The organism is Brevundimonas sp., assembly GCF_036659295.1.
Lineage (GTDB): Bacteria > Pseudomonadota > Alphaproteobacteria > Caulobacterales > Caulobacteraceae > Brevundimonas.
Window position 1 is genome coordinate 1 of the sequence record NZ_JAVXCU010000073.1, and the last position, 12,003, is coordinate 12,003.

The following is a 12,003-nucleotide window of genomic DNA, read 5'->3' on the forward strand; positions in this document are numbered from 1 at the left end:
ACCAGCAGATTGCGCGAATTATTATAGGCATACAACACGCCGGGCAGGTCAGGCATGACACGCGGTACAAAGATGCTGATGACCTCGGCCAGTTCGGCATCGGTGCGGGTGGCCTGCATACGGTGCGACATGGCCCCCAACAGTTCGATCACCTCGCCGCGCTCTTTCAGGGTCTGGCTGCTGGACAAAAGCTCATCATGGACGCGCCGCAACTCGCCCTTGCTGCGCTCCTGCGCCGCCACCGTCATCTCCAGTTTTTCGGCCATAGCATTATAGCCGTGGGCCAGACGGTCAAACTCGCGCGATCCCATTTTCTCGGACACACGGGCATCCAGATCGCCTTGGCCCAACTGGCTCATCGCCGCGTTCAGCAAACGGGTCGGATAGCGGATGCCACGGATCACCATAGCCGATAGCAGCAGCGTAATCAGCGCAATCAGAGGGCCGCCGAACAGAGCAACACCGCGCCCCCATGCCAGACGGCGCTCGGCCGCCATGATGCGCTGGTCACGCAGCTGCTCTTCCTCGTTGAGGAAGTCGCTCGCGATCAGCACCAGCGAGTTCATCGTCTCGTGCCCGCGCCCTTCGGACACCGCCGTACGCGCCTCGTCAAAAGCGTTCTGGCGAGCCATTTGCAGAGGCGTGTTCATCAGTTCGATACGCTCGTCCATGAGCTTGCCGAATTCGCGCACCCTGCCGCTCTGGAGCGGGTTATCCTTGGTCAGTTCATACAGCTCGGCATAGGTTGCACGCGCGTCCTCGATACGGCGATCGAATGACTGGGCAAAACCGGGATTCTGGGTCAGGACATAGCCGCGCTGGCCGGATTCGGCCGAGCGCAGACCAGCCATTGTCTCTTCCATAGCCTGAATAATCTGGCTGGAATGCATCACCCACTGGAAGCTCTCGCGGCTCTGGCGCGAGGCATCGACAATCGCCAATACCAATACAAATAGGGCCGTCGCGACCATGATACCCACGGCGGCGATACGCGATGTCAGAGACGTAAACATGGATCACATCATAGCCGCAGATCTTTGACGCATCCTAAACGTATCGGGTGCCCTGAAGTTCTAAACTCTCAGCAAAGCTACCTGTTTCCACAGAAGAACTGATGCAGGCGCACGCAACCTGTTTGATACGGCTACCTGCTGTTTTTGCGGTCAGGGGATCAAAATGCGCCATCAACCATCGAGCCGTGCGGCCAGCGTACAGCCGAGCGTCGAGGCTACCTCGCCGGACCGCCGCCATCTCTTGCTCGGAGCCGGTGCCACCACCGCGGCAATCGTCACCATGACCAAGCCCGCCTCTGCCGAAGCGACTACGCCAGCATCAGGCATTTATGCCGCCCACGTCCCGCCTCCATCGGTCGGCCAATCACCATGGGGGGATGTCCTGAACGAGGCCATCACCGCGCCTGTTTCCTTGCGGCCGCACGAGCAAACCTTGCCGAAAAGCCCCCAGCCCTTCACGCGTATCGCCAGCTATCACGCCCACATCTATTTCGACGAGGACAACCACCACAAGGCTGCGCTGTTGCGCCAATGGGTGCTTGAGCGCTTCCCTGTCGAACTGGGCAACTGGAACCTTGAACCGCGCGGGCCGCATGTGACGCCGTCATTCTATTTCGGTTTCACCAACGACCTTCTGGCCGTCATCATCCCGTGGTTGCAGCTAAACAGCCTTGGCCTGACCATCCTGCTGCATCCAAACACAGATGATCCGCGCGCCGATCATCTGGACTATGCCATGTGGATCAACCGCGCCCAGCCGGTAAACGCCTATCGCATGACCAGCCATGTCGAAGCGCACGAGATCGAGAAAATCCTGCCCAATACGCGCCCAACCATCGTGCCGGAACGAGGCTGAAAACCGCGCTCAGTGGCGACTAGGCCACTTCGTCCTCGGCCATCATGTCGCCGACGGTGGGGCGATCGGCGGTATAGATGACCTGAACCTCGCGCGGGCGGACCATCTCGTTGCAGCAGCCACAGGCGATGCGCGGTTGCAGAATGCTGTCGCAAGTCTTGTGACGCAGAACTACGCCAGACTGCTGGTCGTGATAAACGTGCTTCTCGCCCCACGCGTGCAATGTGACCAGAATGCCGTACAGGTCCTTGCCCTTGGCCGTCAGCACATACTCGTTGCGCGGCGGACGTTCGGAATACAGGCGCGGCTCCAGCACACCGTGATGCACCAGTGATTTCAGGCGCGCCGCCAGAACATTGCGGGCCACACCCAGATGTTCCTGCCACTGCTCGAAGCGCGTCACACCGTTGAAGGCATCGCGGATCACAAGCATGGTCCAAGGATCACCGATGACTTCAAGAGCACCGGCGACAGAACAGCTTTGGCGTGAATAATCGGCTGTGCGTCCCATGCCTATAGAGTGACCCCGCGTCAGGATTTTTACAAGGGTTGCGATTTTAAATGGACCAAGTAAGTTTCGAATTGAAACCTATTTGTATCTGGATCGGCCCTCCCCATGGCAGACAATCCGTCGCTTTCCTCGACCGCCTTGCTGCAAAAAGCGTTTGAACTGACGCCTGTTGACGGCGGACTGTCCGCCCTGATGCTGGAAGATTTCTCGAATGCACCACAGCAGTTACCGCCGGAAAAAGGCTTTCCGTTCGGGGGCTTGCTAGCGGCCTTGTGCGCCAGAGCCATGCGTCAGGGTCTGGATATCGACGCCCCTTTGCAAACCCTGTCGGTACAGTATCTGGCCGCCGCCACCTATGGTCAGCCCTTGCTGTTCATCCCGCAAATGCTGCGAAAAGGTCGCCAGATCACCTATGCCGCCGTTCAGGCCGCGCAGGGCGAGCGACTGACCCATAATGCCAGCGGCACCTTTGGCCGCACCACCGACAATGCCGCCGCGCTGTACGACCGCGCCGTGCCGCCCCCTGCCCTCGACAGCATCCCTGTCGGTGTGGGGATGCAGGGGCCGTTTGCGCCGCGCTTTGCCCAACATGCCGAATATCGATTTGACAGTGGCCCGAACATATTTGGCGGCAACAAGGACGGCAAACGCGTCGAGCGATGCTGGATCAGGATGCGTGACGACCAACCGCTGGATGAAATCCGCCTCTGCTACCTGCTGGATGCGCTGTATCCGCCGTCATGGACGGGCTTTGAAACCCCGCCGATCATGACGACCGTCGATCTGCGCTATGACTTCCTGACGCCGCCAACGCCCGAGAATGCGCCCGATGGCTGGGCCTATTTTGAATATAGCCTGATCCAGCACTCTGACGGCTGGGCCGTGGACGATGCTATTGCATGGGGCGCGGACGGCAGCGTGCTGGCCACATCGCGCCAGCGACGCAAAGTCCTTGGCCACGCCTAAGCCAATCGAGAACAGTTTACCCGCATATCTCTTGCTTCGGGGGCATCGCGCCCCCTAATCAGGCGCAACCTAGTGATTTGCCGCCAAAGGCTCAAACCCATGACTACCCCTGCTGATCCCGTCGTCATCTGCTCCTATGCCCGCACGCCGATGGGCGGGTTTCAGGGCGCTTTGTCCAGCGTAAAGTCCACCGCTCTGGGCAGCACCGCCGTTAAGGCCGCTGTCGAGCGTGCCGGTGTGGCTCCTGAAAAGATCGACCAGATCTTTATGGGCTGCGTCCTGCCTGCCGGTCTGGGTCAGGCTCCGGCCCGCCAGGCGGCATTAGGTGCCGGTCTGCCGCTGGGCGTCGAGGCCACCACCCTGAACAAGATGTGCGGTTCGGGCCTGCAAGCTGCCGCCATGGCGCATGATGCCCTGCTGGCCGGTACCGCAGACGTTATCGTCGCCGGTGGCATGGAATCCATGAGCGGCGCGCCGTATCTGATGAACAAGCACCGTGGCGGTGCCCGCATCGGCCACGACACCATCATCGACAGCATGATGATGGATGGCCTCGAAGACGCCTATGAAGGCAAGGCCATGGGCGTGTTCGCCGAAGGCTCGGCCGAGACCTACGGCTTCTCGCGCGAAGACATGGACGCCTATGCCATCGAAAGCCTGAACCGCGCCAAGGCGGCCATCGCCTCGGGTGCATTCCAAAAAGAAATCGTCCCCGTAGAGATCGAAACCCGCAAGGGCGTGGTGACCGTTTCCGAAGACGAGCAACCCGGCAAGGCTGATCCGGCCAAGATCCCGACCCTGCGTCCCGCCTTCATCAAGGATGGCCGCATCACCGCTGCCAATGCCTCGTCGATCTCGGATGGTGCTGCCGCTCTGGTGATGGCGCGTGAAAGCACCGCCAAGGCACTGGGCCTGAACATTGTTGCCCGCGTCGTCGCCCATTCGGGCCATGCGCACGAGCCGGGCCTGTTCACCACCGCTCCGGTTCCCGCCATGCAGAAGACCCTGCAAAAGGCTGGCTGGAGCGTTGATGATGTCGATCTGTGGGAGGTCAACGAGGCCTTCGCCGTGGTCGCCATGATCGCCCAGAAAGAAATGGGCATCGACCGCGCCAAGCTGAACGTCAATGGCGGTGCCACCGCTCTGGGTCATCCGATCGGCGCTTCGGGTGCCCGCATCATGGCTACGCTGCTGGCCGCTCTGGAGAACAGAGGCCTGAAGCGCGGCGTTGCCTCGCTGTGCATAGGAGGCGGCGAAGCCATCTCGATGGCAGTGGAACGAATTTAACCAGCTTTGCGTTATCGCGTCATGTTTTCACAACACAAAGTACTCCCCATGCGTAATTTTGCCCTTGCTGCGGTCGCTGCTCTCACGGTTTCGGCCTGTGCAACGCCGGTTGTGGTGGCTCAGTCCTCTGATGGGGATCAACTGAAGGCCTTCCCGCAAGCTGTGGCAGGCCAAACCCGCCACGTCCTGAACCTGCCCGCCATCGATAACGAGGACGCGGTCAAGGTTGAGCTGCTGATCGGCCAGACCAAGACCATCGATTGCAACAACCAGACGCTCGGTGGCCAGCTTGAAGAGCGCACGGCCGAAGGCTGGGGCTATAACTACTATGTCCTGCCGCAAGTCGGTCCGGGTGCATCGACCATGATGGCCTGCCCTGCCGGTTCAGAGCGCGAGGCTTTCGTCACTCTGCCCCAGCAAACCTTGGTGCGTTACAACTCGCGCCTGCCGATCGTGGTCTACACGCCGCAGAATGTCGAAGTGCGTTACCGCTTGTGGAGCGCAGGCGAGGTTCGCGAACTGAGCTGAGATACCGAGCCTTCGATAACCCGAAGGTGAGGACGTTCAGAAGGGCGCAGGGGTTCAGCCTCTGCGCCCTTTCTCATAAGGCGTGACAGTTGCGACATGCCGATGCCCAGAATAATCATCGCGACCTCCATCTTGCGAATGATTTGCAAGATCAGTCAGTCTTGATGATTCAGCAACCCCTAAAATCGAGGTCGCTCATCTATGGCAGTACCGCCTAGCGCGGATCGACCGTCTGGCCGATCTGCTCGGCAAGCTCACCGTCGGCCCCGTCCATAGCCATCAGCCAGACATGGATATCCGCGGGTTGGGCATCCTCGCGGCGGAACAGGTGCTCGACCGCACGGCGGCGCATGCCCTCGGTGACGATAATGCTGGTACGCCCCGCAACCTCGGCCTGGTCACCGCCATAGATCGGATAGTCCGATTGCGGGCCGGTATAAATCATCAGCAATGGCGTATCGCCACGACGCACCGAATAGACCTTGGCCGATGGCCCTGCGGGACGTTCCACAATCTGTGCGCCCTTCAGGTCGATACGGAACGGCAACGCGGCAATGGCGGCACTGTTCAGCGGCATGATGCGGGGTGCTGGTGTCACAGTCCGCGCCGGAGCGACAGGGGCCGTGGCCGGTGCAGATGACGGCACGGGTGCCTGCGCCTGTGCGGGCGCAGACGGGCGTGCAACAGGCGCGCTGGCCGCTGGCGCAAGGCGTGCTGCCGGTACGGTCGCCGGTGCTTGCGTCTGCGTTGCAGGACGCACGGCCGACGCTGCCGTTGCCGGTCTGGTGACAGGCGCGGGCCGGACCACAGGATTTTGTACCACCTCAGCCGGAGCTGCCCGCGTTACAGGTGCCGGTGCTGCCGTCGCTTGCGGCGGGCGCGAGTTCAACGCGCGCGTCAGTTCCTGAGCGGTGGGCGCTGCACTTCGGGCTGGAGCACTTTGGGCCAGTGCCCCCTGCGCCGCTACAAGGGCCGCGACCGAAACCGCGAGAGAATAGAGTGTCTTGGCCTTAGTCATAAGCTCATCATGTTCCCGAATGGCCTCGCAGACGAAACGCTTTTGCGTGATCCGTATGAAGGTGAAATCTAATAGGCCTCAGGTAGTTCAACCCAGAATGACGCGCCCTGCCCCTGCACCGAGGCAACGCCCATCTGACCCTTTTGCAATTCGGCCAGACGTTTCGACAGGGCCAGACCAATGCCGTGCCCCTCGATCGAGGAACGCTCCAGCCCCAGACGGTTGAACGGCTCGAACAGCTGGACCTGTTTCTCGGGCGTCAGACCCTGTCCACCATCCTCGACCGCCAGCCGGATAATCCCGTCCTCGCGACGTGTGGCGCTGAAACGGACAAACCCGCCGTCGCGCCCGTATTTCACGGCATTACTGCCCAGATTGACCATGATCTGCGTCAGGCGCTGGGAATCTGCCACGACCTTCAGGCCAGTTTCAGCCACCTGAATATCCAGCTTCAGCCCTGCGGCTTCCGGCATCATCGAAATCGTATGGCTGACATCATGCAGCACACCCGCCACGTCGGTCGGGCGCAGTTCTATACGCACAGCGCCGGATTCCGCTTGCGACACATCCAGAAGATCATGGGCCAGATTTTCAATCTGGCGACCCGTGCGCACCATCATCTGGGCCATGTCTTTCTGCGCCGCCGTCACCTCGCCCAGATGCCCCGATGCCCACATTTCGGCGATGCCGATAATGCCGCCGACAGGGCTTTTGATCTCGTGGGCCACATTGGCCAGCAGGCGCGACTTGGCCGCCGATGTCTCCTCGGCCTTCTGGCGACCGCTGCGCGCACGCTCTGCCAGCGCGTCACGCTCGTCCAGCAAGGCCGCCACGACCAGTACCGGTGAATAGCCGAACAGGATCAGCATCTGCGCCATGGCCAGCGCCGCCCCGACCTCCATATTATGATAGGGGCCGCTTCCCGCCATTGTGCCCTTGATGGCGATCACACTGACCACCAGCAACCCGACCGCCGTGCCCAGCACACGCATCCGGACAGCAATGAGCAGCAGCAAGGGCAAGATTGCAAAGCCCACGGCCATAAAGGAATAGTTGAACACCATCAGCGAGGCGCCAACCAGCACCACCAGCATGGCCGCAGCCTCGACCAGCCGCCCGATCCGGTGCTTTCTGCTGACGGAAATCCCGCCCACAGCCCCGCTGATAACGCCACTCAACGAAAGCCCCGTCGCCAGCACCATCAACATGCCCAGCCCGTGGCCCAGCCACCACATCCGGACTCCGCCCAGATAACCGTCACTGGCACCATGGTGCACCAAGGCCCCGCACACGAGCGCCGATGGGAAACTGGCAATCATGCAGGTCACGATCAGCTTCACCTGCCCCTTGACCGTATGCACATCCAGCTTGGGGAACACATACCGCAGCAGCGCCACGGCCAGCATGATTTCAAAAAGATTCAGGCCGACAAAAATGATCGCGCGGTGCGGCGGATTACCGAGGATCAACTCCCCTGCCATCAATGCCATAAACACCAGAGCCGCAAAGGCCACGCTATAGGCCAGACCCCGTCCGCCCTTCAGCCAGGTCACAACAGCCACACCGCTGGTGATCCACAGGGTCGAGATAATGCCCGGCCCCGCCGCCATAAAGCGCACCGAGATCACAACCAGCAGGCACAAGGCCCCGACAGTTCCCACCAGCGCAAAAGGCCGGCGGAAAAAGGTCATGTTGGCAGGCGGATTTCGTCCATACAGACGCGCCACGGAAGCCCCCAGACTGGAGGTTTCGCCCTTCTCACCTGTCTGGCGCGGCGTATCGGTCCAGGACTGCCCGACTTCCATGACTGCTCCCGCGCATGTCGCGCCATAACCCTACTTGGTGAGCAGTCTATCGCATGCTCTTTAATAGGGTCTGAAGCCGTCGGGTACCGGAGCTAGCCCAGCCCTGAAATTAATAGGCCGTGTTCAGAGCGTCTGTTAGGGCGCGTACCGCTGCGGCTTCGCCATCCGGATGGTTCCAGACCGCGCCGCTGACGGCCACAAAATCGGCCCCTGCGCGAGCAATATCAGCCGCCGTTTCAACCGTGATACCGCCGATGGCCACACAGGGTGTTTCCATCGTTTCCTGCCAGATGGTCAGGACATCGGTTTGCGCCTGATGCGTGGTTTCCTTGGTCTCGGTCGGGAAGAAGGCTCCGAAGGCGACATAGTCGGCCCCCGCTTCTGCCGCTTCCATCGCCAGATGGCGGCTGTCGTGACAGGTGGCACCAATCATGGCGTCCTCGCCCAGCATACGGCGGGCATCGGCCACCGAAGCATCGTCCTGACCGACATGGACGCCGTCACAGCCCGTGGCCTTGGCCAGATCGGGACGGTCATTCAGCAAGACCGGCACACCGTGGGCGTGACAGACAGGCTTCAGCCGTGCCACCGCCGCGCGGATCTGGTCATCCGAAGCCGGTTTCAACCGGATCTGCATGGCCGCCACTTCACCCGCACCCAGCGCCTTGTCCAGGCGCGCAGCAAAGGCGTCCAGATCATCAATGGACGCAGGCGTGATCAGATAAAGCTGACAAGCGGGGCGAGACGGGACTTTCGGTTCACGGGCCATTCCCCCGCCCTGCCCGCATAAGCGGGTCGCGTCAACGTCTTTGGCCGGATTAGCACGGGCATCGAGCTAAAGCGGTCTGGCAATGAGAATGATTTGCATAACCCGCAATCCATGATACAGAGAGTCATTCTCACCAACGAGCAGGTCAACCGCCTTGTACGTTTGTAACTGTAACGGCATCCGCAGCCGCGACGTCCACTTCGCCATCGAGGCCGGTGCCAAGCGTCCGAAAGATATTTTCGCCTCGCAGGGCTGTCAGGCCCAGTGCGCGAAGTGCGTCTGCGAAATGCGCCAGATGATTCAGGAATCGCAAGACTCTTTCGCGATAGCCGCCGAGTAATCGCCACCTGCTTCTGAGAGTGAAAAACGCTCGCATTATCAATGCAGTGAAAGTAACTCGCAAATAAACATTACGCCTAAACCCGTGCTATTCTCCATTTTAACGAGATAGCGGCCCCTCTCCGCTGTCATAAACGGAGAAGCATGCCATGAAGGGCGACCCCGCAATCATTCGCACCCTGAACAAGGTGCTGACCAACGAACTGACGGCAGTGAACCAATACTTCCTGCACGCGCGCATGTTCGAGAGCTGGGGCCTGACCCACCTTGGCGACATCATTTACAAGGAATCGATCGGCGAGATGAAACACGCCGATCTGCTGATCAAGCGCGTGCTGTTCCTCGACGGCCTGCCCAACCTGCAAGACCTGCACAAACTCAAGGTGGGCGAAGACCCCATCGAATGCCTGCAAGCCGACCTGCAACTGGAAATGGACAGCCGTCTGGCCACCCGCGATGCCCTTACCGAGTGCGAACAGGCCCGCGACTATGTCAGCCGCGACATGCTGCTGACCATTCTGTCGGACACCGAGAACCACATCGACTTCCTCGAAAACCAGCTCAATCTGGTCGAGTTGATGGGCAAGCAGAACTATCTGCAATCGGCCATGAAAGAGATCGTCGGCGAAGGCCACTGATCCCCTTCTCGATCCAAGACATGAAAAGGCGGCGGGGAACATCTCCGCCGCCTTTTCATTTGCCTTAAGTAACTTGGCAGTTGGGGGAAGGCGCATGGTCCGCACTAACGATTTGATCGACACCGCCCGGGGCAAGGCGAGCGATTTGCTCAATGCTGACGGGCGCGACTGGAAACATGTCGCCCTTGGAGCCGTACTGGTGACCGGATTTGCCGTGACCATCACCATACTGACCAAGGAAGCCTCCCCCGATCCCTCGTCCCGCGCCATGTTCCGGCGGGTCAAAAGAGAGGTACGGGCCGGTAACCTGCTGGTGCCCGCCGTATTTTCTTCCAATACCTTATCGGCTCTGCGGGTCTGGAACGCCCCTGCCCGTCGCGGCAAGACGACGGCTATGGGCCTTTGGGCGCTGGCCCAGACCGCCAATGCCTGGTGGCTGGCCGCACGCCCGCAAAAACGCTGGAGCCAGATCGGGGCAGCCATGACTTCGGCAGGACTGGCTGCCGCCTTTGCCTATGAGGCGCGGCAACTGAACGTGGATGCCGCTGCCGATCCCGCATCACAGGCCAATGCTTTGATCAAACAGCCGTAGAAATAGCCGCCATAACGGCGGCTGACATTGCCATTTGCCCTTATCTATTCTAGGTCTCGCGGCGATTTGGAGCGCCCCGAACGGGCGGCGCCCACCTGCCCATAAACGAGCCCGAACGGTTCCCTATGAAAATTAACGCGAATACCATCAAGCCCGGTATGGTCCTGCAGCACAATGGTGGTCTGTGGGTCGTAACCAAGGCCAGCCACGTCAAACCCGGCAAGGGCGGCGCTTTTGCCAACGTGGAAGCCAAGAATCTCGAAACCGGCAACAAGCTGAACGAACGCTTCCGTTCGGAAGACAAGGTCGAGCGCGTCACCCTGGAACAGCGTGACTACTCCTACCTGTTCGACAACGGCGACACTCTGGTCTTCATGGACGACGAATCCTACGAACAGATCGAACTGCAAAAGGGCTGGGTCGGCGACGAGCGTATCCCTTACCTGCAGGAAGGCATGAAGGTCATCATCGAGATGCACGAAGAGCGTCCGATCGGTCTGGAACTGCCGGACCACGTCGTACTCGAAGTTGTCGAGACCGAGCCGACCGTCAAGGGCCAGACCGCTTCGTCGTCCTACAAGCCTGCCAAGGCTTCAAACGGCGTCCGTGTCATGATCCCGCCGTTCATGTCGGCCGGTGAAAAAATCATCGTCGACACCTCGACGGGCGAATACGTCCGCCGCGCGGACTAAAAAACGCCGTCTTCCCCCTTCACTGGGGCAGGACTACTCTTACAGGGGTGCGGATGGTCCGCACCCCTTTTGACTTCTCCGTCCATCCGGGGCCTCGCCCTCGACATACAGGATGCACGGACCAGGAGATCGACCAATGGCTCTAAGTTCCGCACTTCTTCAGGTCATGATGGACGCCGTCCGCAAGACCGCTCGCCCGATGCTTCGTGACTTCGGTGAAGTCGCCCACCTTCAAGTATCGCGCAAGGGCCCCGGCGATTTCGTCACCGCTGCCGACATCAAGGCAGAAGACACTCTCTTCGAACTGCTGATGAAAGCCCGCCCCGGCTACAGCTTCCTCGGCGAAGAGCGTGGTCTGGTCCAAGGGACCGACAAGACGCACATGTGGATCGTCGATCCAATCGACGGCACCACCAACTTCATGCACGCCATGCCGCATTTTGCGATCACGGTTGGCCTGCAACGCACCCATCCTGACGGCAGCGCAGAAATCGTCGCGTGCGTGACCTATAATCCGGTCATGAACGAGATGTTCTGGGCCGAAAAAGGCAAGGGCTGCTATCTGAACGACGGTCGTATCCGTCTGGCGGGTCGCAAGGAACTGGCGGACTCGCTGGTGGCGACGGGCCTGCCCTTCATCGGCAAGACCGGCCACGCCCAAGCCATCAAGGACATCCACGCCGTCGGCCAGCGCGTTGCCGGTATCCGCCGTCTGGGTGCCGCTTCGCTGGACTTCGCATGGGTGGCCGCTGGACGCTACGACGCCTTCTTCGAGCGTGGCCTGCAACCGTGGGATGTCGCTGCCGGTATCCTGCTGGTCACCGAGGCCGGCGGTCTGGTCACCACCATCGAACAAGACGGCGATCCCAAGATGGGCAAAACCATCGTTGCGGGTAACCCGGAAATTCAAGCCAAGCTGCGCAAGGTGCTGCAAGGCGCCTGATCTACCAGCCTCGCTGAAAATTAAAGGGCGCATCCTTATACGGGAT

Annotated in this window: 14 protein-coding genes; 9 read left to right on the forward strand and 5 right to left on the reverse strand. The window is 60.6% G+C overall.

Annotated features, from left to right (window positions below):
• Positions 1 to 1,013 (reverse strand): CHASE3 domain-containing protein (locus RSB01_RS11365; protein ID WP_332625497.1); only part of this gene is annotated, 1,013 nt, incomplete at its 3' end.
• Positions 1,014 to 1,176: 163 nt separating this feature from the next.
• On the opposite strand from RSB01_RS11365, the gene RSB01_RS11370 reads away from it, so the two are divergent.
• Entirely contained in the window at positions 1,177 to 1,869 is a 693-nt protein-coding gene (locus RSB01_RS11370; RefSeq protein ID WP_332591130.1) for a DOPA 4,5-dioxygenase family protein, read from the forward strand.
• A 19-nt stretch (positions 1,870 to 1,888) separates the two neighbouring features.
• Here the strand turns inward: RSB01_RS11370 and RSB01_RS11375 are convergent, their stop codons facing one another.
• On the reverse strand, positions 1,889 to 2,380 hold the full coding sequence (locus RSB01_RS11375; RefSeq protein ID WP_332625498.1) for a helix-turn-helix domain-containing protein: 492 nt from the start codon (positions 2,378 to 2,380) through the stop codon (positions 1,889 to 1,891).
• A 105-nt stretch (positions 2,381 to 2,485) separates the two neighbouring features.
• Between RSB01_RS11375 and RSB01_RS11380 the strand changes: the two genes are divergently transcribed.
• From RSB01_RS11380 to eco, 3 genes are all read left to right on the forward strand, one after another.
• Entirely contained in the window at positions 2,486 to 3,346 is an 861-nt protein-coding gene (locus RSB01_RS11380) for a thioesterase family protein (protein ID WP_332591128.1), read from the forward strand.
• Positions 3,347 to 3,445: 99 nt separating this feature from the next.
• On the forward strand, positions 3,446 to 4,633 hold the full coding sequence (locus RSB01_RS11385; RefSeq protein WP_332591127.1) for an acetyl-CoA C-acyltransferase: 1,188 nt from the start codon (positions 3,446 to 3,448) through the stop codon (positions 4,631 to 4,633).
• Between the two features lie 48 nt (positions 4,634 to 4,681).
• Entirely contained in the window at positions 4,682 to 5,161 is a 480-nt protein-coding gene (gene eco, locus RSB01_RS11390) for a serine protease inhibitor ecotin (protein WP_332591126.1), read from the forward strand.
• Positions 5,162 to 5,375: 214 nt separating this feature from the next.
• Here eco and RSB01_RS11395 read toward each other — a convergent pair whose 3' ends face one another.
• The 3 genes from RSB01_RS11395 to thiE all read right to left on the reverse strand — a co-directional run bounded on the left by RSB01_RS11395 (position 5,376) and on the right by thiE (position 8,753).
• Positions 5,376 to 6,179, reverse strand: coding sequence for a hypothetical protein (locus RSB01_RS11395; RefSeq protein WP_332620275.1), 804 nt, complete (start codon positions 6,177 to 6,179; stop codon positions 5,376 to 5,378).
• A 68-nt stretch (positions 6,180 to 6,247) separates the two neighbouring features.
• Positions 6,248 to 7,984, reverse strand: coding sequence for an ATP-binding protein (locus RSB01_RS11400; RefSeq protein WP_332591124.1), 1,737 nt, complete (start codon positions 7,982 to 7,984; stop codon positions 6,248 to 6,250).
• A 109-nt stretch (positions 7,985 to 8,093) separates the two neighbouring features.
• Positions 8,094 to 8,753 carry a thiamine phosphate synthase gene (gene thiE / locus RSB01_RS11405; protein ID WP_332620274.1) on the reverse strand — a complete coding sequence of 220 codons (660 nt, stop codon included), beginning with the start codon at positions 8,751 to 8,753 and terminating at the stop codon, positions 8,094 to 8,096.
• A gap of 154 nt (positions 8,754 to 8,907) precedes the next feature.
• Here thiE and RSB01_RS11410 point away from each other — a divergent pair, with 154 nt between their 5' ends.
• The 5 genes from RSB01_RS11410 (at position 8,908) to RSB01_RS11430 (ending at position 11,957) form a co-directional block, all read left to right on the forward strand.
• Positions 8,908 to 9,093 carry a (2Fe-2S)-binding protein gene (locus tag RSB01_RS11410; RefSeq protein WP_167176830.1) on the forward strand — a complete coding sequence of 62 codons (186 nt, stop codon included), beginning with the start codon at positions 8,908 to 8,910 and terminating at the stop codon, positions 9,091 to 9,093.
• A 148-nt stretch (positions 9,094 to 9,241) separates the two neighbouring features.
• Positions 9,242 to 9,730, forward strand: coding sequence for a bacterioferritin (gene bfr, locus RSB01_RS11415; protein WP_167176828.1), 489 nt, complete (start codon positions 9,242 to 9,244; stop codon positions 9,728 to 9,730).
• A 94-nt stretch (positions 9,731 to 9,824) separates the two neighbouring features.
• On the forward strand, positions 9,825 to 10,322 hold the full coding sequence (locus RSB01_RS11420; protein ID WP_332625499.1) for a TspO protein: 498 nt from the start codon (positions 9,825 to 9,827) through the stop codon (positions 10,320 to 10,322).
• A gap of 125 nt (positions 10,323 to 10,447) precedes the next feature.
• Positions 10,448 to 11,014: an elongation factor P gene (efp, locus tag RSB01_RS11425; protein WP_332620049.1), complete on the forward strand. Its 567-nt coding sequence runs from the start codon at positions 10,448 to 10,450 to the stop codon at positions 11,012 to 11,014.
• Positions 11,015 to 11,150: 136 nt separating this feature from the next.
• Positions 11,151 to 11,957, forward strand: coding sequence for an inositol monophosphatase family protein (locus RSB01_RS11430; RefSeq protein ID WP_332620050.1), 807 nt, complete (start codon positions 11,151 to 11,153; stop codon positions 11,955 to 11,957).
• Positions 11,958 to 12,003 lie beyond the last annotated feature (46 nt).

Coding starts and splice junctions, on each gene's coding strand:
- thiE (WP_332620274.1), bottom strand. CDS start 8,753: ATGGCCCGTGAACCGAAAGTCCCGTCTCGCCCCGCTTGTCAGCTTTAT.
- RSB01_RS11395 (WP_332620275.1), bottom strand. CDS start 6,179: ATGACTAAGGCCAAGACACTCTATTCTCTCGCGGTTTCGGTCGCGGCC.
- RSB01_RS11420 (WP_332625499.1), top strand. CDS start 9,825: ATGGTCCGCACTAACGATTTGATCGACACCGCCCGGGGCAAGGCGAGC.
- RSB01_RS11375 (WP_332625498.1), bottom strand. CDS start 2,380: ATGGGACGCACAGCCGATTATTCACGCCAAAGCTGTTCTGTCGCCGGT.
- RSB01_RS11385 (WP_332591127.1), top strand. CDS start 3,446: ATGACTACCCCTGCTGATCCCGTCGTCATCTGCTCCTATGCCCGCACG.
- RSB01_RS11400 (WP_332591124.1), bottom strand. CDS start 7,984: ATGGAAGTCGGGCAGTCCTGGACCGATACGCCGCGCCAGACAGGTGAG.
- RSB01_RS11380 (WP_332591128.1), top strand. CDS start 2,486: ATGGCAGACAATCCGTCGCTTTCCTCGACCGCCTTGCTGCAAAAAGCG.
- bfr (WP_167176828.1), top strand. CDS start 9,242: ATGAAGGGCGACCCCGCAATCATTCGCACCCTGAACAAGGTGCTGACC.
- efp (WP_332620049.1), top strand. CDS start 10,448: ATGAAAATTAACGCGAATACCATCAAGCCCGGTATGGTCCTGCAGCAC.
- RSB01_RS11430 (WP_332620050.1), top strand. CDS start 11,151: ATGGCTCTAAGTTCCGCACTTCTTCAGGTCATGATGGACGCCGTCCGC.
- eco (WP_332591126.1), top strand. CDS start 4,682: ATGCGTAATTTTGCCCTTGCTGCGGTCGCTGCTCTCACGGTTTCGGCC.
- RSB01_RS11370 (WP_332591130.1), top strand. CDS start 1,177: ATGCGCCATCAACCATCGAGCCGTGCGGCCAGCGTACAGCCGAGCGTC.